At 68.9% G+C, this 20,049-nt stretch carries 17 protein-coding genes and 1 tRNA gene; 9 read left to right on the top strand and 9 right to left on the bottom strand.

The genetic code is table 11. From position 1 onward, the window contains the following. Window positions 1-3: 3 nt before the first annotated feature. From ACIGXJ_RS10785 to dnaA, 9 genes are all read right to left on the bottom strand, one after another. Window positions 4-77, bottom strand: a tRNA-Ile gene (locus tag ACIGXJ_RS10785). A 111-nt stretch (window positions 78-188) separates the two neighbouring features. Then, the gene (locus ACIGXJ_RS10780; RefSeq protein ID WP_399643004.1) at window positions 189-875 is read right to left on the bottom strand and encodes a DUF3566 domain-containing protein; all 687 of its coding nucleotides are present in this window, start codon (window positions 873-875) and stop codon (window positions 189-191) included. A 17-nt stretch (window positions 876-892) separates the two neighbouring features. Continuing rightward, window positions 893-3,487, bottom strand: a complete 2,595-nt coding sequence (gene gyrA, locus ACIGXJ_RS10775; RefSeq protein WP_399643003.1) for a DNA gyrase subunit A — start codon at window positions 3,485-3,487, stop codon at window positions 893-895. 42 nt (window positions 3,488-3,529) lie between these two features. Beyond that, a complete protein-coding gene (gene gyrB / locus ACIGXJ_RS10770) occupies window positions 3,530-5,599 on the bottom strand; it encodes a DNA topoisomerase (ATP-hydrolyzing) subunit B (RefSeq protein ID WP_399643002.1) in 2,070 nt (689 codons plus the stop codon). Window positions 5,600-6,039: 440 nt separating this feature from the next. Continuing rightward, window positions 6,040-6,570 (bottom strand): DUF721 domain-containing protein, encoded by a 531-nt coding sequence (locus ACIGXJ_RS10765; protein ID WP_399643001.1) that lies wholly within the window; start codon window positions 6,568-6,570, stop codon window positions 6,040-6,042. After that, the gene (gene recF / locus ACIGXJ_RS10760) at window positions 6,567-7,688 is read right to left on the bottom strand and encodes a DNA replication/repair protein RecF (RefSeq protein ID WP_399643000.1); all 1,122 of its coding nucleotides are present in this window, start codon (window positions 7,686-7,688) and stop codon (window positions 6,567-6,569) included. Before recF ends, ACIGXJ_RS10765 begins: the two co-directional genes overlap by 4 nt. A gap of 58 nt (window positions 7,689-7,746) precedes the next feature. After that, the gene (gene gnd, locus ACIGXJ_RS10755; protein WP_399642999.1) at window positions 7,747-8,622 is read right to left on the bottom strand and encodes a phosphogluconate dehydrogenase (NAD(+)-dependent, decarboxylating); all 876 of its coding nucleotides are present in this window, start codon (window positions 8,620-8,622) and stop codon (window positions 7,747-7,749) included. Window positions 8,623-8,809: 187 nt separating this feature from the next. Beyond that, a complete protein-coding gene (gene dnaN, locus ACIGXJ_RS10750) occupies window positions 8,810-9,940 on the bottom strand; it encodes a DNA polymerase III subunit beta (RefSeq protein ID WP_399642998.1) in 1,131 nt (376 codons plus the stop codon). Window positions 9,941-10,932: 992 nt separating this feature from the next. Further along, complete coding sequence (dnaA, locus tag ACIGXJ_RS10745; protein ID WP_399642997.1) at window positions 10,933-12,786, bottom strand: chromosomal replication initiator protein DnaA; 1,854 nt, start codon at window positions 12,784-12,786, stop codon at window positions 10,933-10,935. A gap of 397 nt (window positions 12,787-13,183) precedes the next feature. Here dnaA and rpmH point away from each other — a divergent pair, with 397 nt between their 5' ends. The 9 genes from rpmH to ACIGXJ_RS10700 all read left to right on the top strand — a co-directional run bounded on the left by rpmH (window position 13,184) and on the right by ACIGXJ_RS10700 (window position 20,034). After that, a complete protein-coding gene (gene rpmH / locus ACIGXJ_RS10740) occupies window positions 13,184-13,321 on the top strand; it encodes a 50S ribosomal protein L34 (RefSeq protein WP_016644655.1) in 138 nt (45 codons plus the stop codon). 21 nt (window positions 13,322-13,342) lie between these two features. Beyond that, window positions 13,343-13,714, top strand: coding sequence for a ribonuclease P protein component (gene rnpA, locus ACIGXJ_RS10735; protein ID WP_399642996.1), 372 nt, complete (start codon window positions 13,343-13,345; stop codon window positions 13,712-13,714). After that, entirely contained in the window at window positions 13,711-14,082 is a 372-nt protein-coding gene (yidD, locus tag ACIGXJ_RS10730; RefSeq protein WP_399642995.1) for a membrane protein insertion efficiency factor YidD, read from the top strand. Before rnpA ends, yidD begins: the two co-directional genes overlap by 4 nt. A 3-nt stretch (window positions 14,083-14,085) precedes the next feature. Next, entirely contained in the window at window positions 14,086-15,390 is a 1,305-nt protein-coding gene (yidC, locus tag ACIGXJ_RS10725; RefSeq protein ID WP_399642994.1) for a membrane protein insertase YidC, read from the top strand. A 15-nt stretch (window positions 15,391-15,405) separates the two neighbouring features. Continuing rightward, window positions 15,406-15,918, top strand: a complete 513-nt coding sequence (locus ACIGXJ_RS10720) for a protein jag (protein ID WP_399642993.1) — start codon at window positions 15,406-15,408, stop codon at window positions 15,916-15,918. Between the two features lie 127 nt (window positions 15,919-16,045). Beyond that, a complete protein-coding gene (rsmG, locus tag ACIGXJ_RS10715; protein WP_399642992.1) occupies window positions 16,046-16,762 on the top strand; it encodes a 16S rRNA (guanine(527)-N(7))-methyltransferase RsmG in 717 nt (238 codons plus the stop codon). 291 nt (window positions 16,763-17,053) lie between these two features. Continuing rightward, window positions 17,054-18,127: a ParA family protein gene (locus tag ACIGXJ_RS10710; protein WP_399643676.1), complete on the top strand. Its 1,074-nt coding sequence runs from the start codon at window positions 17,054-17,056 to the stop codon at window positions 18,125-18,127. Continuing rightward, window positions 18,124-19,227, top strand: coding sequence for a ParB/RepB/Spo0J family partition protein (locus ACIGXJ_RS10705; RefSeq protein WP_399642991.1), 1,104 nt, complete (start codon window positions 18,124-18,126; stop codon window positions 19,225-19,227). The genes ACIGXJ_RS10710 and ACIGXJ_RS10705 overlap by 4 nt, the downstream gene beginning before the upstream one ends. A 189-nt stretch (window positions 19,228-19,416) precedes the next feature. Then, window positions 19,417-20,034 carry a GNAT family N-acetyltransferase gene (locus ACIGXJ_RS10700; RefSeq protein WP_399642990.1) on the top strand — a complete coding sequence of 206 codons (618 nt, stop codon included), beginning with the start codon at window positions 19,417-19,419 and terminating at the stop codon, window positions 20,032-20,034. Window positions 20,035-20,049: the final 15 nt, after the last annotated feature.

Raw genomic sequence — 20,049 nt, 5'->3', positions numbered from 1 at the left:
CTGTGGGGCTAACAGGATTTGAACCTGTGGCCTCATCCTTATCAGGGATGCGCTCTAACCAACTGAGCTATAGCCCCGCCGCGCTCTGCGGTGTGTGTCCCGCGCGCTGACTCCTGAAGATTAGCGCACGACCGGCGCAGTCCCAAAATCGGTATCCGGCAGGTGGCGCGGGGGACCGCTCACTCGTCTCACTCGTCCTCGGCGAGCGTCAGCTCCACACCGCCCACGAAGCCCGCGGACAGGTTGTAGATGAACGCGCCGAGCGTGGCCAGCGCCGTCGCCAGGACGACGTCGATGACCGCGATGATCGTGGTGAACATCAGGACGTTCGGCAGCGACAGGAACGACTGCAGGTCGAAGCCGTTGGACTCGTTCGACCCGGTCGCCTCGGAGATGGTGCCGCCGACCGTGGAGAAGACGCCCATGGCGTCCATGACCATCCACAGCACCGCCGCGGCGACGATGGTGCAGATGCCGAGCGCGATGGAGAGCAGGAAGCTGACCTTCATCACCGACCACGGGTCGGCCTTGGCCACCCGCAGCCGTGCCTTGCGCACGCGCGGCGTGGTCCGTGCCCCGGTGCGCGGCCGGCGCACCGTGCCGGTGGACCCGCCCTGGGTCTGGTAGGCCTGCGGCGGGTGGTAGGGCCCCGCCGGCTGCTGCGGCTGCCGCTCGCCGGGCAGCGGTGACGCAGCCTGCTGGGTGTCCGTCACAGTTCCCCCCTGGGATCCATGAGTGCCGTACGAGGATGTGGGTGTGGTGGGCCCGCCGCTGGTGGCGTGCGCGGCGGAGCCACGGCCGCCGCCGTCCGTTCCGGTACCGGCAGTGGCACCGGTCGACGTACCGGACGGTCCGGCGCCCGTGGCTCCGCTCACGTGACTCACTCCTCGTGCTACTCGGCCGAGGGCGCCTCACCCTCGTCCGTGGCCGTGGGCGCTGCGCCTTCGGCGGTCTCGTCGACGGCCACGTCGCCGTCGACCTCCTCCGCCTCGCGCCCCGCCTCGGCGTTGCGTGCGATGCCGACCACGGCATCGCGCTTGCCCAGATTGATCAGTTGGACGCCCATGGTGTCACGGCCCGTCTCCCTGACCTCGTTGACTCGCGTACGAATCACACCGCCGCCGAGCGTGATGGCGAGGATCTCGTCGGTCTCCTCGACCACCAGCGCGCCGACGAGCGACCCGCGGTCCTCCACGATCTTGGCGGCCTTGATGCCGAGGCCGCCGCGGCCCTGGACGCGGTACTCGTCGACAGCGGTGCGCTTCGCGTACCCGCCGTCTGTGGCAGTGAACACGAACGTACCGGGTCGCACGACATTCATCGAGAGCAGCTCGTCGCCCCCGCGGAAACTCATGCCCTTCACACCGGAGGTGGCGCGGCCCATGGGGCGCAGGGCGTCGTCCGTGGCCGTGAACCGGATGGACTGCGCCTTCTTGCTGATGAGCAGCAGGTCGTCCTCGGCGGAGACCAGCTCCGCGCCGATCAGCTCGTCGTCGCTGCCGTCCTCGCGCTCGCGCAGGTTGATGGCGATGACACCGCCGGAGCGCGGGGAGTCGTAGTCCTTCAGCGGGGTCTTCTTCACCAGGCCCGCCTTGGTGGCGAGGACCAGGTAGGGCGCGGCGTCGTAGTCGCGGATCGCGAGGATCTCGGCGATCGCCTCGTCCGGCTGGAAGGCCAGGAGGTTGGCGACGTGCTGACCGCGCGCGTCCCGGCCGGCGTCGGGCAGCTCGTAGGCCTTGGCGCGGTAGACGCGTCCCTTGTTGGTGAAGAACAGCAGCCAGTGGTGCGTGGTGGAGACGAAGAAGTGGTCGACGATGTCGTCTTCCTTCAGCTTCGCACCGCGCACACCCTTGCCGCCGCGCTTCTGGGCGCGGTAGTCGACCGTCTTGGTGCGCTTGACGTAGCCGCCGCGCGTGACGGTGACGACGATGTCCTCCTCGGCGATGAGGTCCTCGATGGACATGTCACCGTCGTAGGGGATCAGCTGGGTCTTTCGGTCGTCGCCGTACTTCTCGACGATCGCGGCGAGTTCCGCGCTGACGATGCCGCGCTGGCGGACCGGGGAGGCCAGGATCTCGTTGTACTCGTTGATCTTCGCCTGGAGTTCGTCGTGCTCCTGGACGATCTTCTGCCGCTCCAGGGCCGCGAGGCGGCGGAGCTGCATCTCCAGGATCGCGTTGGCCTGGATCTCGTCGATCTCCAGCAGGTCCATCAGGCCGGTGCGGGCGACGTCGACGGTCGCGCTGCGCCGGATCAGCGCGATGACCTCGTCGATGGCGTCCAGGGCCTTCAGCAGACCGCGCAGGATGTGCGCGCGCTCCTCGGCCTTGCGCAGCCGGAAGCGCGTACGGCGGACGATGACCTCGATCTGGTGCTGCACCCAGTGGCGGATGAAGGCGTCCAGGGAGAGGGTGCGCGGCACGCCGTCGACCAGGGCCAGCATGTTGGCGCCGAAGTTGGTCTGCAGGTCGGTGTGCTTGTAGAGGTTGTTCAGCACGACCTTGGCGACCGCGTCGCGCTTGAGGACGATCACCAGGCGCTGGCCGGTGCGCGAGGAGGTCTCGTCGCGGACGTCGGCGATGCCGCCGATCTTGCCGTCCTTGACGAGGTCGGCGATCTTCTGCGCGAGGTTGTCGGGGTTGACCTGGTAGGGCAGCTCGGTGACCACCAGGCACTGGCGGTTCTGGATCTCCTCGACCTCGACGACCGCGCGCATGGTGATGGAGCCGCGGCCCGTGCGGTAGGCCTCCTCGATGCCCTTGCGGCCCACGACCAGCGCGCCGGTGGGGAAGTCCGGGCCCTTGATGCGCTCGATGAGCGCGTCGAGCAGCTCCTCGTGGCTGGCCTCGGGGTTCTCCAGGTACCACTGGGCGCCGGCCGCGACCTCGCGCAGGTTGTGCGGCGGGATGTTGGTCGCCATGCCGACCGCGATACCGGCGGAGCCGTTGATCAGCAGGTTCGGGAAGCGGGCCGGCAGGACGGTCGGCTCCTGGGAGCGGCCGTCGTAGTTGTCCGTGAAGTCGACGGTCTCCTCGTCGATGTCGCGGACCATCTCCATCGACAGCGGCGCCAGCTTGCACTCGGTGTAGCGCATCGCCGCCGCCGGGTCGTTGCCCGGGGAGCCGAAGTTGCCGTTGGAGTCCACCAGCGGCATCCGCATCGACCACGGCTGGGCGAGGCGGACCAGGGCGTCGTAGATGGAGGAGTCGCCGTGGGGGTGGTAGTTGCCCATGACGTCGCCGACGACACGGGCGCACTTGTAGAAGCCGCGCTCGGGGCGGTAGCCGCCGTCGTACATGGCGTACAGGACGCGGCGGTGGACGGGCTTGAGTCCGTCCCGGACGTCGGGCAGCGCACGGGACACGATGACGGACATCGCGTAGTCCAGATACGAGCGCTGCATCTCCGTCTCGAGCCCGACGGGCTCGACACGCTGGGCGATCACGCCGTCGCCCTCGGGCGGGACAGGGGTGTTCTCGTCGGCCATTGCTGGTGAAGATCCTTCCTGGTGCGGTCAGCTGAGACCGACTCAGATGTCGAGGAAGCGGACGTCCTTGGCGTTGCGCTGGATGAACTGGCGCCGGGCCTCGACGTCCTCGCCCATCAGGACCGAGAACAGGTCGTCGGCCTGGGCGGCGTCGTCGAGGGTGACCTGGCCGAGGACGCGGTGCTCCTGGTCCATGGTGGTCACGCGCAGCTCCTCGGCGTTCATCTCGCCGAGACCCTTGAAGCGCTGGATGGAGTCCTCCCGCACCCGCTTGCCGCGCTGGCGGCCCATCTCGATCAGCGCGTCGCGCTCGCGGTCCGAGTAGGCGTACTCGATGTCGTCCCGGCCCCACTTGATCTTGTAGAGCGGCGGGCGGGAGAGGTACACGTGCCCGGCCTCGACCAGCGGCCGCATGAAGCGGAACAGGAAGGTCAGCAGCAGGGTGGAGATGTGCTGGCCGTCGACGTCGGCGTCCGCCATCAGAATGATCTTGTGATAGCGGAGCTTCTCGATGTCGAAGTCCTCGTGCACGCCCGTGCCGAAGGCGGAGATCAGCGCCTGGATCTCCTGGTTCTGCAGGATCTTGTCGATCCTGGCCTTCTCGACGTTGAGGATCTTGCCGCGGATCGGGAGGATCGCCTGGTACTCGGGGTTGCGGCCGGACTTGGCCGAACCGCCGGCGGAGTCACCCTCGACGATGAAGATCTCGCACTTGGTGGGGTCGTTCGACTGGCAGTCGGACAGCTTGCCCGGCAGGGACGCCGACTCCAGCAGGCCCTTGCGGCGGGTCAGGTCGCGCGCCTTGCGGGCCGCCACGCGCGCGGTGGCCGCCTGGATGCCCTTGCGGACGATGTCCGCGGCCTCGACCGGGTTGCGGTCCAGCCAGTCGCTGAGGTGCTCGTAGACGGCCTTCTGCACGAAGGTCTTCGCCTCGGTGTTGCCCAGCTTGGTCTTGGTCTGGCCCTCGAACTGCGGCTCGCTCAGCTTGACCGAGATGATCGCCGTCAGACCCTCGCGGATGTCGTCACCCGTGAGGTTGTCGTCCTTCTCCCGCAGCAGCTTCTTGTCGCGCGCGTACTTGTTGATCAGGTTCGTCAGCGCCGCGCGGAAGCCCTCTTCGTGGGTGCCGCCCTCGTGCGTGTGGATGATGTTCGCGAAGGAGTAGACGCCCTCGGCGTAGCTGCTGTTCCACTGCATCGCGACCTCGAGGGACAGGCTCTTGTCCTTGTCCTCCGCCTCCAGGTCGATGACGGTGGGGTGCACCACGTCTCCCTTGCGGGAGTTGAGGTACCTCACGAAGTCGACGATGCCGCCCTCGTAGTGGTACGTGACCGTCTTCGGCTCGTCCTTCTCGTCCGCGCCCGCCTCGTCCGCGCCGGAGGTGGCCTTGGCCGACTCGCGCTCGTCGGTGAGCCTGATGGTCAGTCCCTTGTTCAGGAACGCCATCTCCTGGAAGCGCCGCGAGAGCGTCTCGAAGGAGTACTCGGTGGTCTCGAAGATGTCGCCGTCGGCCCAGAAGGTGACCGAGGTGCCGGTCTCGTCGGTCGCCTCGTGCTTGGCCAGGGGGGCGGTGGGCACGCCCATCTTGTATTCCTGCGTCCACCGGTGGCCGTCGGTCCTGACCTCGACGGAGACCTTGCTCGACAGCGCGTTCACGACCGAGACGCCGACACCGTGCAGACCACCGGAGACCGCGTAGCCGCCGCCACCGAACTTGCCGCCCGCGTGCAGCACGGTCAGCACGACCTCGACGGCCGGCTTGCCCTCGGAGGGGACGATGCCGACCGGGATGCCACGGCCGTTGTCGACGACGCGTACGCCGCCGTCGGCCAGGATCGTGACGTCGATGGTGTCCGCGTGGCCGGCCAGGGCCTCGTCGACGGAGTTGTCGACGACCTCGTACACGAGGTGGTGCAGTCCCCGCTCACCGGTCGAGCCGATGTACATGCCGGGTCGCTTGCGGACCGCGTCCAGACCCTCGAGGACGGTGATGGCACTGGCGTCGTACGCCGTTGCAGAGGCCTCGGCGACTCCGGCCGGGGCCTCGGTGGACGGGATGTTCTCGTTGGGGTTGCCGGAATCGGCCACGAAGCGCCCTTTCTGGCACAGCACGAGCCGAGCTCGTCGGCATTTGCCGGAGCGGCTGCGGCATGTTGCGTGGGTAAGCCTTGATCAGCGTTGCTCAGCTTCTCCCGGGCCTCCCCGCGTCGCGGGGCGGGATTGTCTTCCAGTCTACCGGTAGCACTGACACTGATGGGGGTTTGCCGGTACCTGAGTCCTCATGTGCCGCCCTGAACCGGCCTCGGCCGACTCCCGATATGCGGATGGGGGCTCCAAGAGGCTCACAGCGCCGCCTAGCGCTTCGAGCCGTCAACCCCTCGCTACTCCCGGGTCAGGTGGCGATTCGCATCCGCGTGCAGTTGTACGACAAGACGACGGAGCCTGTGGAAAGGCCGCGGGAGCGGGATCACAGATGTGATCTCGCTCACTTCGATCCCTGGCGGTGGCGGCTGTGCCGGCCTGTGGCTGTGCGCCGCGCGGACGCGAGCCCGTCAGCCGTACGTGTCCCCCGGCCCCGAACTCCCCGGCGCCCGCAGCGGCCCGTAGCGGCGGGGGGCGCTGCCTGGACCGAGCACCTTCAGCAGCCGCACCGCGCCGTGTCCGAGGTCCTGGTTCAGCCGTGCGACCAGCGTCGGCGCGAGCAGCCGCAGGTTCGTCGCCCACGCGGTGGAGTCGCAGCGCACCACGAGCACCCGCTCGTCCTCGTCGTACCGGTCCGGCACACAGTGCTTGGCCACGTCCTCGCCGACGATCTCCGGCCAGCGCCCCATGACCCCGCCCACCGCCGCCGGTGTCTCCCAGCCTCGGTCGGTGAGCAGCCGGTTGATCGCCGCGCCCAGCGCCATCGGGTCGCGTCCGTCGGCGCGCGCGCCGGAGCGCAGGCCGCCGCCCCGCCGCGCCTGCTTCCTCTGCTGCGCCGCGTCTCCACGCGCGCGTGCCGCCTCCTTCGCCGCCCGCAGCGCCACGCGCGCGAGGTCGACCCCGGAGGGTTCCTTGCCGGCAGGGGGCTTCTCGGTGCTCATACGCGTTCCACCGTCCCACCCGACACCGCGTACCGCGCGCCGGCCAGCACCTGCGGTACGTCGTCGTCGACCGCGGCCGTCACCAGCACCTGCTCGCCCGGCGCGACCAGCTCCGCCAGCCGCTCCCGGCGCCGGGCGTCCAGCTCGGCGAACACGTCGTCGAGGATCAGCACCGGCTCGTTGCCCTCGGCCCGCAGCAGGTCGTAGGAGGCGAGCCGCAGGGCCAGCGCGTACGACCAGGACTCCCCGTGGGAGGCGTACCCCTTGGCGGGCAGCTGACCGAGTTTGAGCACCACGTCGTCCCGGTGGGGGCCGACGAGCGTGACGCCCCGGTCGACCTCCTGCTTGCGGGCCTCCGCGAGCGCCGCCATGAGCTGGGCGTAGAGATCCTCACGCGTGTGCGCCTCGCCGGGCGCCGACGGCTTGTACTCAAGGCCGACCGGCCCGCCCCCGGGCGCCAGCTGCTCGTACGCCTTGTCGGCCAGCGGCTGCAGCGCCGCGATCAGGTCGAGCCGCTGTGCGAGCAGCTCGGCGCCGGCCCGCGCGAGGTGCTGGTCCCACACGTCGAGCGTGGACAGGTCCATCGACCGCCCGCCGTGCCTGCGCGCGAGCGCGGCTGTCTTCAGCAGGGTGTTGCGCTGCTTGAGCACCCGCTCGTAGTCGGAGCGCACCCCCGCCATGCGCGGGGAGCGCGCGGTGATCAGCTCGTCGAGGAAGCGCCGCCGCTCACCGGGATCGCCCTTGACCAGCGCGAGATCCTCCGGCGCGAACAGCACCGTCCGTACGATGCCCAGCACGTCACGCGGTCTGACCTGCGACGACCTGTTGATGCGGGCGCGGTTGGCCTTGCCCGGGTTCAGCTCCAGCTCGACCAGCTGCTGCCGCTCGCCCTGCCGGACCTGCGCCCGGATCACCGCGCGGTCGGCGCCCAGGCGCACCAGGGGCGCGTCGGAGGAGACGCGGTGGCTGCCGAGGGTGGCGAGGTAGCCGACGGCCTCGACGAGGTTCGTCTTGCCCTGTCCGTTGGGGCCGACGAAGGCCGTCACGCCCGGGTCCAGCGGGACCTCGACCCGGGCGTAGGAGCGGAAGTCGGCCAGCGACAGATGCGTCACGTGCATGTCGTTCGCCGACCTCCCCCGGCGTGCAGGTGCGGCCCGGGTTTCCCCAGGCTGTGGACTACTTCTTCTCGACCGCGTGGCCGCCGAACTGGTTGCGCAGCGCGGCGATCATCTTCATCTGCGGGGAGTCCTCCTGGCGGGAGGCGAACCGCGCGAACAGCGACGCCGTGATCGCGGGCAGCGGCACGGCGTTGTCGATCGCGGCCTCCACCGTCCAGCGTCCCTCGCCGGAGTCCTGTGCGTAACCGCGCAGGCCGTCCAGGTGCTCGTCCTCGTCGAGGGCGTTGACCGCGAGGTCCAGCAGCCAGGAGCGGATGACGGTGCCCTCCTGCCAGGAGCGGAAGACCTCGCGGACGTTCTCCACGGAGTCGACCTTCTCCAGCAGCTCCCAGCCCTCGGCGTAGGCCTGCATCATGGCGTACTCGATGCCGTTGTGGACCATCTTGGCGAAGTGGCCCGCGCCGACCCGGCCGGCGTGCACCGCGCCGAAGTCACCCTCCGGCTTGAGCGCGTCGAAGACCGGCTGCACCTTGGCGACGTTCTCCGCGTCACCGCCGTACATCAGCGCGTAGCCGTTCTCCAGGCCCCAGACACCGCCGGAGACACCGCAGTCGACGAAACCGATGCCCTTGGCCGCCAGCTCCTCGGCGTGCTTCTCGTCGTCCGTCCAGCGGCTGTTGCCGCCGTCCACGACCACGTCGCCGGGCTCGAGCAGCTCGGCGAGCTCGTCGATCGTCGACTGGGTGGGACCGCCGGCCGGGACCATCACCCAGACCACGCGCGGGCCCTGGAGGCTGTCCACAAGCTCTTTGAGGCTGTGGACGTCCGCGAGGTCCGGGTTGCGGTCGTAGCCGATGACGGTGTGGCCCGCGCGGCGTATGCGCTCGCGCATGTTGCCGCCCATCTTGCCGAGGCCGACGAGACCAAGCTCCATCAGTTGTTCCTTAGGTTGCTGTGGCGTGTGAGGCACCTTCGTACCCATGTCCGAGCCTAAACCCGGACGGTCACGCACAGCTGTGGGCATACGCGCTCATACGTACACCTTCGGCCGCGCCCTCACCTGCGGTTTCCCCACAGGCCGGGGACGCTTTTCCCACGGCCTGTGGACAACTCCGCTAGCGTCAGCCGCTGAGCCGCACCGGCATGATCAGGTACTTGTAGGCGTCGTCCGCCTCGGCGTCCAGCGCCGGCTTGCCGCTGAGCAGCGCCGGCTTGGTCGAGGTCGTGAAGGACAGCTGCGCCACCGGGGAGTCGATCGCGCTGAGGCCGTCCAGCAGGAAGGTCGGGTTGAAGGCGATCGAGATGTCGTCGCCCTCCAGCTGGGCGTCGACCCTTTCCACAGCCTGTGCGTCGTCGCTGGAGCCGGCCTCCAGGATCAGCACGCCCTGCTCGAAGCTGAGCCGCACCGGGGTGTTGCGCTCGGCGACCAGGGCCACACGCTTGACGGCCTCCACGAAGGGGGCGGTCTCGATCACGGCGACGGAGTTGAACTCGGTCGGGAAGAGCGTGCGGTACTTCGGGAGGTCGCCCTCCAGCAGGCGGGTCGTCGTCCGGCGGCCGGCGCCCTCGAAACCGATCAGTCCCTCGCCCGAGCCCGAGCCGGACAGCGCCAGCGTGACGCTGTCGCCGCTCGTGAGGGCCTTGGCGGTGTCCAGGAGCGTCTTGGCGGGCACCAGGGCGACCGCGGAGGCGTCCGGGTTCTCCGGCTTCCACAGGAACTCGCGGACCGCGAAGCGGTAGCGGTCGGTGGAGGCCAGCGTGACGGTGTCGCCCTCGATCTCGATGCGCACACCGGTCAGCACGGGCAGCGTGTCGTCACGGCCGGCCGCGATGGCCACCTGGGACACGGCGGAGGCGAAGACCTCGCCGGGGACCGTACCCGTCGCGTTCGGCATCTGCGGCAGCGCCGGGTACTCCTCCACAGGCAGGGTGTGGAGGGTGAACCGCGAGGAGCCGCAGACCACGGTCGCCCGTACACCGTCTGTGGAAATCTCCACCGGGCGGTTGGGGAGGGCGCGGGAGATGTCGGCCAGCAGCCGGCCGGAGACGAGGACGGTGCCCTCCTCGTCGACCTCGGCCTCGACGCTGACCCGCGCGGAGACCTCGTAGTCGAAGCTCGACAGGCTCAGCTGGCCGTCCTCGGCCTTGAGCAGCAGGCCGGCGAGGACAGGCGCCGGCGGACGGGCCGGGAGGCTGCGCGCCGCCCAGGCCACTGCCTCCGCGAGTACGTCGCGTTCCACCCGGATCTTCACGGTTAGCCGCCTCCTGCTGTTGCCGGCGCTTCTCGCCCTGCTTCGCTTCGTCGTCTGTCTCGGTGTCGGCGACCCGTGGGACGGGAAGGACACCGGGGACCAGTCTGACGCACCGCACTGACAGTCGGTGCCCCTCGGGGTCAAGTCGTGACGGGCCGCGGACAAGCGCCGGAGAGCAAGTTGTGCACAGCCCCCGCTTCGAAACGGATTCCGGGCTCTCTCTAGTCGTTCGTAGTAGTAGGGCCTGTGGATACCGTGGATAACTTCGTTTCCGCAGGTCAGGCCCCAAATTTTGTCCCCAGGCCCTGTGGGCGGAGCCGGTGGACAACCGGGGTGGTCTGTGGAGAACAGAAAGTTCTGCACACCTCGTCCCCAGGGAGGGCGGAGTTCTCCCCAGACTCGTCCCCAGCTTTACCCGGCTTTCCCACAGGGCAACCCGGCAACTTCGTGTGACGCCTTTCACTCGACCCGGTGGGCGGCTGCGTCGGGTTGCCGAACAGTGGACAGGCATGTGGAGAAGCCGGGGATCATTGGGGACAACCGGCCTCAGCCTGTGGGTTGTCGGTGGAAAACTTCATGCACAGCCTGTGGATACTTTTTTCGTCCACACCCTGTGGACAGTCTTCGTCCACGAATCCACAGGCATGTGACCTGGCCTGATGATCCTTCAACAGGCTCGCCTGTGGACAGAGTTCGGGACAACTTCAGCGTCCCCACCCTGGGGACGGAAGAAAGTCGCCGAATCTGTGGAGAGCGGCCGTAACCCCGCCCGGAATCGAACAGAGGATGACCCCGGGGAAACGAGAAGGGCGCCCCGGGAATCGTTCCCGGAGCGCCCTTGGGTGTCGTAGGAGGGCCGTGATGGGGCCGTGGTGAGGGTTGGGCGGGGCTCTGAACGGGGCGCCTGCGGTGCCCCGCGGGCACCACTGCGGCGGACCGGGGCAGGGCTGATCCACGCCTGAGCGGGTCGTGAGGCGGTCCTGAGGCGGCTGTCAGCCGGCCTTGATGCGGTTGGTGAGCTCGGTGACCTGGTTGTAGATCGAGCGCCGCTCGGCCATCAGATTGCGGATCTTGCGGTCGGCGTGCATGACCGTGGTGTGGTCGCGTCCGCCGAACAGCGCGCCGATCTTCGGCAGCGACAGATCCGTCAGCTCACGGCACAGGTACATGGCGATCTGCCGGGCCGTGACCAGCGCGCGGCCGCGCGAGGTGCCGCACAGGTCCTCCACGGTCAGCCCGAAGTAGTCCGCCGTGGCGCTCATGATCGCCGTGGAGGTGATCTCGGGGGCCGAGTCCTCGCCGCCCGGGATCAGGTCCTTCAGGACGATCTCCGTCAGGCCCAGGTCCACCGGCTGCCGGTTCAGCGACGCGAACGCCGTCACCCGGATCAGCGCGCCCTCCAGCTCGCGGATGTTCCGCGAGATCCGGGACGCGATGAACTCCAGCACCTCGGGCGGGGCGTTGAGCTGCTCCTGCACCGCCTTCTTGCGCAGGATCGCGATCCGCGTCTCCAGCTCGGGCGGCTGCACGTCGGTGATCAGGCCCCACTCGAAACGGTTCCGCAGCCGGTCCTCCAGCGTCACCAGCTGCTTGGGCGGCCGGTCGCTGGAGAGCACGATCTGCTTGTTGGCGTTGTGGAGCGTGTTGAAGGTGTGGAAGAACTCCTCCTGCGTCGACTCCTTGTCCGCCAGGAACTGGATGTCGTCGACGAGCAGGATGTCCATCTCGCGGTAGCGCTTGCGGAAGCTGTCGCCCTTGCCGTCGCGGATGGAGTTGATGAACTCGTTGGTGAACTCCTCCGAACTCACGTACCGCACGCGCGTGCCCGGGTAGAGGCTGCGCGCGTAGTGCCCGATCGCGTGCAGCAGGTGCGTCTTGCCGAGGCCCGACTCCCCGTAGATGAACAGGGGGTTGTAGGCCTTCGCGGGTGCCTCGGCGACGGCCACCGCGGCCGCGTGCGCGAAGCGGTTGGACGCGCCGATCACGAACGTGTCGAAGAGGTACTTGGGGTTCAGCCGCGCGGTCGGCTCACCGGGGCCGCCGGCCGCGGCGGACTGCCCGCTCATCGAGCCGAGCGAGGGCGATCCCGCGGAGGGAGGCGTCGCCGGGCCTCCCGGGGCCGTGCCGCCGCGGCGGACCGGACCGGAACCGGGGCCCGGCTCGGGCAGCTCACGGCGTCCGTTGCGCTGGTCGTAGTCGCCGCGCCCGCCGTCGAAGTCCGCGCGCTGCTGCTCGTACAGCGGCCGCTCCGGGGGCTTCGGGCGGTAGTCCTGGGCGCCGTAGGAGGTGTCCTGGCCGCCGTAGGTGTCCTGCGAGGAGGGCGAGGCGTACGGGTCGCGCTCGGGGAAGCCGAGGCGGGGCTGCTGCCAGCTGTACTCGTCCTGCGCGGGGCGCGGCCAGGCGCCCGGCTCGGGGCGCTGGTACTCCGAGGGGTAGGCCGGCCGCGCGGAGGGGAGCTGCTCGCCGGTGCCCGGGAGCGGCTCGGCGCGGTGGCGGCCGTAGCCGTCGTAGGAGGCCGGCTCGGACTCCTCGTAGCGGGACTGCGGCTGCGCGGGTGCCGAGGGCTCGCCCGCGGAGTCGTCGACGGTGATCGCGATACGGATCGGGCGACCGCACTCACGGCTCAGCGTCTCGCTGACGATCGGCGCGAGACGTCCTTCGAGCACGTTCTTCGCGAACTCGTTCGGTACGGCCAGCAGCGCGGTGTCTGCGACCAGCGCGAGCGGCTGGCAGCGGCGGATCCAGTGCTCGTCCTTGGCCTCGACGCCCTGTCCGCGGCCCTCGCCGAGAAGCTGCTCGAGTACTCGTGGCCACACTGCGGCAAGATCGGCAGGTACGTCAGCCACAGGGCACGCTCTCTCACAGGTCCCACGAACGTGTGGTTCGCGGAACGGCTCGGGATGTAGATCAGATGGTCGGCGGGGACGAACCCGCCGGGCCGGGGACAAGGGAACGAATCGGAGTCCAGCCACGGTAGTCAGCGCGGCGGGTACGGTTCAAGTTGTTGTCCCCAGGCTGTGGACAGTGTCTCCCGTCCGCCGTTGGTTTGACCGGATGGCGTAGCCCCGCGTACCGTAACCAGGTCGAGTTGTCGATGGCTGCTGCCGCCTGCCTCCGATGGGCACAGATCGCGTCAAGGTGATCGGAAAGCGGTGCACTCGGGCGTAACGCGAGCTACTCGTGGGCGCACGGTGACAGCCAGGACGGCACCCCGCAACTACTGATTCTTTCTGGAGCCCCCGAGTGAGCAAGCGCACCTTCCAGCCGAACAACCGTCGTCGCGCGAAGACCCACGGCTTCCGGCTGCGGATGCGTACCCGTGCCGGCCGCGCCGTCCTGGCGTCCCGCCGCAGCAAGGGTCGCGCCCGTCTGTCCGCCTGATCCCGGTCAGGTCATGACGTCGTGCTGCCCACCGAGAACCGGCTGAGGCGGCGCGAGGACTTCGCGACCGCGGTACGACGAGGACGCAGGGCCGGTCGCCCTCTGCTCGTCGTCCATCTACGAAGCGGTGCCACGGACCCGCACGCGCCTGGGGAGAGCGCTCCTCCGACGCGTGCGGGTTTCGTCGTGAGCAAGGCAGTGGGTGGAGCGGTCGTGCGCAACAAGGTCAAGCGCAGACTTCGTCATCTGATGCGCGACCGGGTGGCCCTGCTGCCCCCCGGTAGCCTGGTAGTGGTACGAGCGCTGCCCGGTTCGGGCGACGCCGACCATGAACAGCTGGCCCAAGACCTGGACGCCGCCCTTCAGCGGCTTCTGGGAGGGGGCGCGCGATGAAGTACCCGCTGCTGGCATTGATCAAGCTGTACCAGTGGACGATCAGTCCACTGCTCGGGCCGGTGTGCAAGTACTACCCGTCGTGCTCCCACTACGGCTATACGGCCATCGACCGGCACGGTGCGATCAAGGGCACGGCCCTGACCGCCTGGCGCATCCTCCGCTGCAATCCGTGGTCGCTGGGCGGTGTGGACCATGTCCCGCCGCGCAAGCGCCCGCGATGGCACGAGATGGTGCGCACTGCCTGGCGCGCACGCAAGGGCGGGCCCTCCTCCGCCGAACCGGCCACCGAGGGACAGAATGCGTTGAGCTCTTCGAGTCCTTCGAGCCCGGCCGCAGAGACCCCGTCCCATGCCCAAGGAGCATGATTAGTGGACACGATTGCCAGCCTCTTCAGTTTCATCACCACACCCGTCTCATGGGTCATCGTGCAGTTCCACAGCCTGTACGGTGCGATCTTCGGACCTGATACGGGCTGGGCCTGGGGCCTGTCCATCGTGTCCCTGGTGATCGTCATCCGGATCTGCCTGATCCCGCTCTTCGTGAAGCAGATCAAGGCGACGCGGGCCATGCAGACGCTCCAGCCCGAGATGAAGAAGATCCAGGAGCGCTACAAGAACGACCGGCAGCGCCAGTCCGAAGAGATGATGAAGCTGTACAAGGAGACGGGTACCAACCCGCTCTCCTCGTGCCTTCCCATCCTGGCCCAGTCGCCGTTCTTCTTCGCCCTGTACCACGTGCTCAACGGCATCGCGAACGGCGACACCGTCGGTGTCATCAACCAGAGCCTCCTGGAGAGCGCGCAGAAGGCGCACATCTTCGGGGCCCCGCTCGCCGCGAAGTTCACCGACAGCGGCTCCGACGTCGCCGCGCTCGACGCCTCGCTGACCAGCGTCCGCATCGTCACCGCGGTCATGATCGTCCTGATGTCGCTGTCGCAGTTCTACACGCAGCGCCAGCTGATGACGAAGAACGTCGACACCAGTGTGAAGACGCCGTTCATGCAGCAGCAGAAGATGCTGATGTACGTCTTCCCGGTCATCTTCGCCGTCTTCGGCATCAACTTCCCGGTCGGTGTCCTCGTCTACTGGCTGACCACCAACGTGTGGACCATGGGCCAGCAGATGTACGTCATCCACAACAACCCGACCCCGGGTTCCAAGGCCCAGGCCGCCTACCTGGAGCGCCTGACCAAGCACGTCACGCACCACGGCAAGGTCCGCCGGCGCAGCGAGCGCACCATTATCAAGGCCATCGTCGCCAAGGGCCGGGACCGCAACGATTACGAGCGCAAGTTCATCAACGGCCTCAGCAAGGCGGGCCTCGCGGCCCAGGCCGACGGCACCGTGGTGAAGAGCGAGACCGCTGTCGCCGTGGAGGTCGCCGAGGACGGCACGACCACGACGGCCGCCGGTACCGCCCGTCGCCAGCAGCCCAAGCGCCAGACCAAGGCCAAGCGCCAGTCCGGCGTCACCACCAAGGCGGCCGGCGAGCCCACCTCGCTGGAGAAGCCGGCGGCGGCCAAGACCTCACTGGAGAAGTCCGACGAGGCCGAGGGTCCCGCTCCGGCCGCGCAGAAGAAGGCCGCTCCCAAGGCCGGCTCCGGTGGCCGCAGCAAGGCGCAGTCCGGCCAGCGCAAGGGTCCGCAGCGCCCCAAGTCCCCGTCCAAGAAGTAAGAAGGAGTCCATCCCGTGACGGAAGGCACCACCTCCGCCGCTGCCGAGGGTGCAGACACCCTGACCCGCCTGGAGCAGGAGGGTGACATCGCGGCGGACTACCTTGAGGGTCTGCTGGACATCGCCGACCTCGACGGCGACATCGACATGGACGTCGAGGGCGACCGCGCCTCTGTCTCGATCATCAGCGACACGGGCAGCCGCGACCTGCAGAAGCTCGTCGGCCGGGACGGCGAGGTGCTGGAGGCCCTCCAGGAGCTCACGCGTCTCGCGGTGCACCGGGAGACCGGGGACCGCAGCCGCCTGATGCTGGACATCGCGGGCTACCGGGCCAAGAAGCGCACCGAGCTCGCCGAGCTGGGCGCCAAGGCCGCGGCCGAGGCCAAGAGCACGGGCTCCCCGGTGAAGATGAAGCCGATGACGCCGTTCGAGCGCAAGGTCGTGCACGACGCGGTCAAGGCGGCGGGCCTGCGCAGCGAGTCCGAGGGCGAGGAGCCGCAGCGGTTCGTCGTCGTGTTGCCCGCCTGATCGGTCCATACGTTCCACCGGCCCCGTCTGTAGCGCAGGCGGGGCCGAATTTTGTCAGCCTGATAGTTCTGGTGGTTCTGGTGTCGGCGCTTGATCGCGCTGATGCGGTACGGAAGGACGGTCCCCCGTGACGGAGGCAGCGGAGCTCCCCCCTGCGCCCGAGCAGGCACGTGAGGTGTTCGGCGATCGCTTCGCGGACGCGGTCCGGTATGCGGAGCTGCTCGCCGAGGCGGGCGTGCAGCGCGGCCTGATCGGCCCGCGCGAAGTGCCGCGCCTGTGGGAGCGGCATCTGCTGAACTGCGCGGTGCTCTCCGAGGTCGTGCCCGAGGGCGTCACGGTCTGCGACGTCGGTTCGGGGGCCGGCCTGCCCGGCATTCCGCTGGCGCTCGTCCGTGAGGACCTGAAGATCACGCTCCTCGAGCCGCTGCTGCGGCGTACGACCTTCCTGACCGAGGTCGTGGAGCTGCTCGGCCTGGACCATGTCACGGTCGTGCGCGGTCGTGCCGAGGAGGTCATGGGCAAGCTCACACCGGTGCATGTGGTGACGGCGCGTGCCGTCGCCCCGCTGGACCGCCTCGCCACTTGGGGCATCCCGCTGCTGCGGCCCTACGGGGAGATGCTCGCGCTCAAGGGCGACACGGCGGAGGAGGAGCTGAAGAGCGCGGCCACCGCGCTGAGCAAGCTCGGTGCTGTAAGCACCTCCGTCCTCCAGGTGGGCGAGGGTGTCGTCGACCCGCTGTCCACGGTCGTACGGGTGGAGGTCGGCGAGAGCCCGGGCGGCGTGCGTTTCGCGGCGAAGCGGGCGAAGGCCGCGCGCACGGGACGGACACGGCGACGCCGCTGAGCGGTACTCCACACCAGCTTCCCCTGTCACGCGTGACGGAGTGTCGCCGGGGTTCGGCCGTAGGCGCTGTGCATCGTGTTTCACGTGAAACGTCGCTCACTGCTGCACGGCATCATCAGTCGGGGCCGCGCTGCGGCCGAACCTCGCGACCGTAAGCGTCTCGGCTCGCTCGACAAGCCCACGAAGGCGGTCGAGGAGCCGGTCGGTTCACCCGATGCGGAAACGGAGTTGTCCACAGAGGTGGATTTCTCCACAGAAGCCCCGGCCTCACTGGTTCACGACCCCGAAGACATGGGAGGCTCTGTTCATTGCGAGCCTGAAGTCGAGGAGAGTGAATCCTTGCGGTCCGACGCCAACATCGCGGGACCGATGACCGATCCGGTCCCCGGTCCCCGTACCGAGTCGCCGGGGATGGATGTTTCACGTGAAACACCGCCCCCGATGGACGACACTCCAATCGGTCGTGCCGCCCAACTGGCGGTCGAGGCTCTGGGACGTGCCGGTGAGGGCCTCCCGCGGCCCGAGCAGACGCGGATCATCTGCGTGGCCAACCAGAAGGGCGGGGTCGGCAAGACGACGACGACCGTCAACCTCGCCGCTTCCCTGGCTCTGCACGGCGGCCGGGTCCTCGTGATCGACCTCGACCCTCAGGGCAACGCCTCTACCGCTCTGGGTATCGACCACCACGCCGAAGTGCCGTCGATCTACGACGTACTGATCGAGGGCAAGCCGCTCGCGGAGGTCGTGCAGCCCGTCCCCGATGTCGAGGGCCTCTTCTGCGCCCCGGCCACGATCGATCTCGCCGGTGCGGAGATCGAGCTGGTGTCCCTGGTGGCCCGGGAGAGCCGGCTGCAGCGGGCCATCCAGGCGTATGAGCAGCCGCTCGACTACATCCTCATCGACTGCCCGCCCTCCCTCGGTCTGCTGACGGTCAACGCACTCGTCGCCGGCCAGGAGGTCCTCATCCCCATTCAGTGCGAGTACTACGCGCTGGAGGGCCTGGGGCAGCTGCTGCGGAACGTCGATCTGGTGCGAGGGCACCTCAACCCCGCCCTGCATGTGTCGACGATCCTGCTCACCATGTACGACGGCCGGACCCGGCTGGCCTCCCAGGTGGCGGACGAGGTGCGCAACCACTTCGGTGACGAGGTGCTGCGGACGAGCATCCCGCGCTCGGTCCGTATCTCCGAGGCGCCGAGCTACGGACAGACGGTGCTGACCTACGATCCCGGATCGAGCGGCGCCCTGTCCTACCTTGAAGCAGCCCGAGAGATCGCGCTGCGGGGCGTGGGCATCACCTACGACCCGACCCGCGCCCACATCGGCGCACAGAGCAATCCGAACATGGTGGAGGGGATCCAGTGAGCGAGCGACGGAGGGGACTGGGCCGTGGCCTCGGCGCGCTGATCCCATCTGCCCCGACGGAGAAGACGCCAGCCGCAACGGCGGTGGGGGGTGCGGCCTATCCCTCTGCGGTGGGGGGATCGGTGCTGACCTCCGACCGTGGAGTGGCCGCCGGCAAGGTGATCGAGGCTCAGCCTGTTTCACGTGAAACAGAGCAGCCGCCGACTCCCGCCGCACCGGAGCTGCCCGCGCCTCCCATCGGCGCGCACTTCGCCGAGATCCCGCTCGACGCGATCACGCCGAACCCGCGCCAGCCGCGTGATGTCTTCGACGAGGACGCGCTGCAGGAGCTGATCACCTCCATCAAGGAAGTCGGTCTCCTCCAGCCCATCGTCGTCCGGCAGCTCGGACCCGCCCGCTATGAGCTCATCATGGGTGAGCGGCGCTGGCGGGCCTGCCGTGCCGCGGGGCTTGAGGCGATCCCGGCGATCGTGCGGGGCACCGACGACGAGAAGATGCTCCTGGACGCTCTCCTGGAGAACCTTCACCGCGCCCAGCTGAACCCGCTGGAAGAGGCGGCCGCCTACGACCAGCTGCTGAAGGACTTCAACTGCACGCACGACCAGCTGGCGGACCGCATCGGGCGTTCTCGTCCGCAGGTCTCCAACACCCTGCGTCTGCTGAAGCTGTCCCCTACGGTCCAGCGCCGCGTTGCGGCCGGGGTGCTGTCCGCCGGTCATGCGCGGGCGCTGCTCTCCGTCGAGGACCCGGAGGAGCAGGACCGCCTCGCCCACCGGATCGTCGCCGAGGGGTTGTCGGTGCGGGCGGTCGAGGAGATCGTCACCCTCATGGGGTCGCGGCCGCAGAAGCCCGCCCGTGCCAAGGGGCCCCGGGCCGGTGCCCGGCTCTCCCCGGCGCTCTCCGACCTCGCCACGCGTCTGTCGGACCGCTTCGAGACCCGGGTGAAGGTCGACCTGGGCCAGAAGAAGGGCAAGATCACGGTCGAGTTCGCCTCGGTGGAGGACCTGGAGCGCATCCTCGGCACCCTGGCCCCGGGTGAGGGGCCGGTGCTGCAGAAGAGCCTGCTGGACAACGACGCGGACGACGACTCGGAGGACTGAGCCGAGGCGCGTCGAGCGCAGGCCGAACGCCAGCAGAGCGGGCCGTGTCCGGTGTGTACCGGAACACGGCTCGCTCTTTGCTTTCTGCCGGTATCGAGCGAATCCCTGGGTGGTTACGATGCGAACGGGAAGGGATCATCCACCTGCCGCCCGTGGTGCCGCGGGCGAAGGAAGTGAGGAACAGCCTTCATGGGGCGTCGGCTCGTACCGCTCACGCTGGACAACCTTCAGGACCTTCCCCAGCGCTGCCGCTCATGCGTCTTCTGGGAGCTGGACCCCGTCAGCGGCGAGGCCGCGGTGAAGTCGGGGACATCGGCGCTGGAGAAGGAGTCGTGGATCTCCGCCGTCCTGCTGGACTGGGGTTCCTGCGGCAGGGTCGTCTATGTCGATGACGTCCCGGTGGGCTTCGTGCTCTATGCGCCCCCTGCCTATGTCCCCCGCTCCTCCGCCTTTCCCACGAGCCCTGTCTCCCCGGACGCCGTACAGCTGATGACCGGCTTCATCCTTCCCGGCTTCCAGGGGCAGGGGCTGGGCCGGGTGTTGGTGCAGACGGTGGCCAAGGATCTGCTGCGGCGCGGCTTCAAGGCGATCGAGGCGTTCGGGGACGCCCGCTGGAAGGAGCCCGCCTGTCTGCTGCCCGCCGACCATCTCCTCGCCGTCGGCTTCAAGACGGTGCGGCAGCATCCGATTCATCCCCGGCTGAGGCTGGAGCTGCGCTCCACCCTCTCCTGGAAGGAAGACGTGGAGATGGCGCTGGACCGGCTGCTGGGAGCGGTGCAGAAGGAACCGGCGCTGCGACCGCTGTGACATGAGGAAGGGCCG

Origin of the sequence: Streptomyces sp. NPDC053367, assembly GCF_044545925.1 — a bacterium.
In the GTDB taxonomy this organism is placed as follows: domain Bacteria; phylum Actinomycetota; class Actinomycetes; order Streptomycetales; family Streptomycetaceae; genus Streptomyces.
Note: the sequence above shows the minus strand (reverse complement) of the source record. Positions and strands in the feature narration are given on the sequence as shown.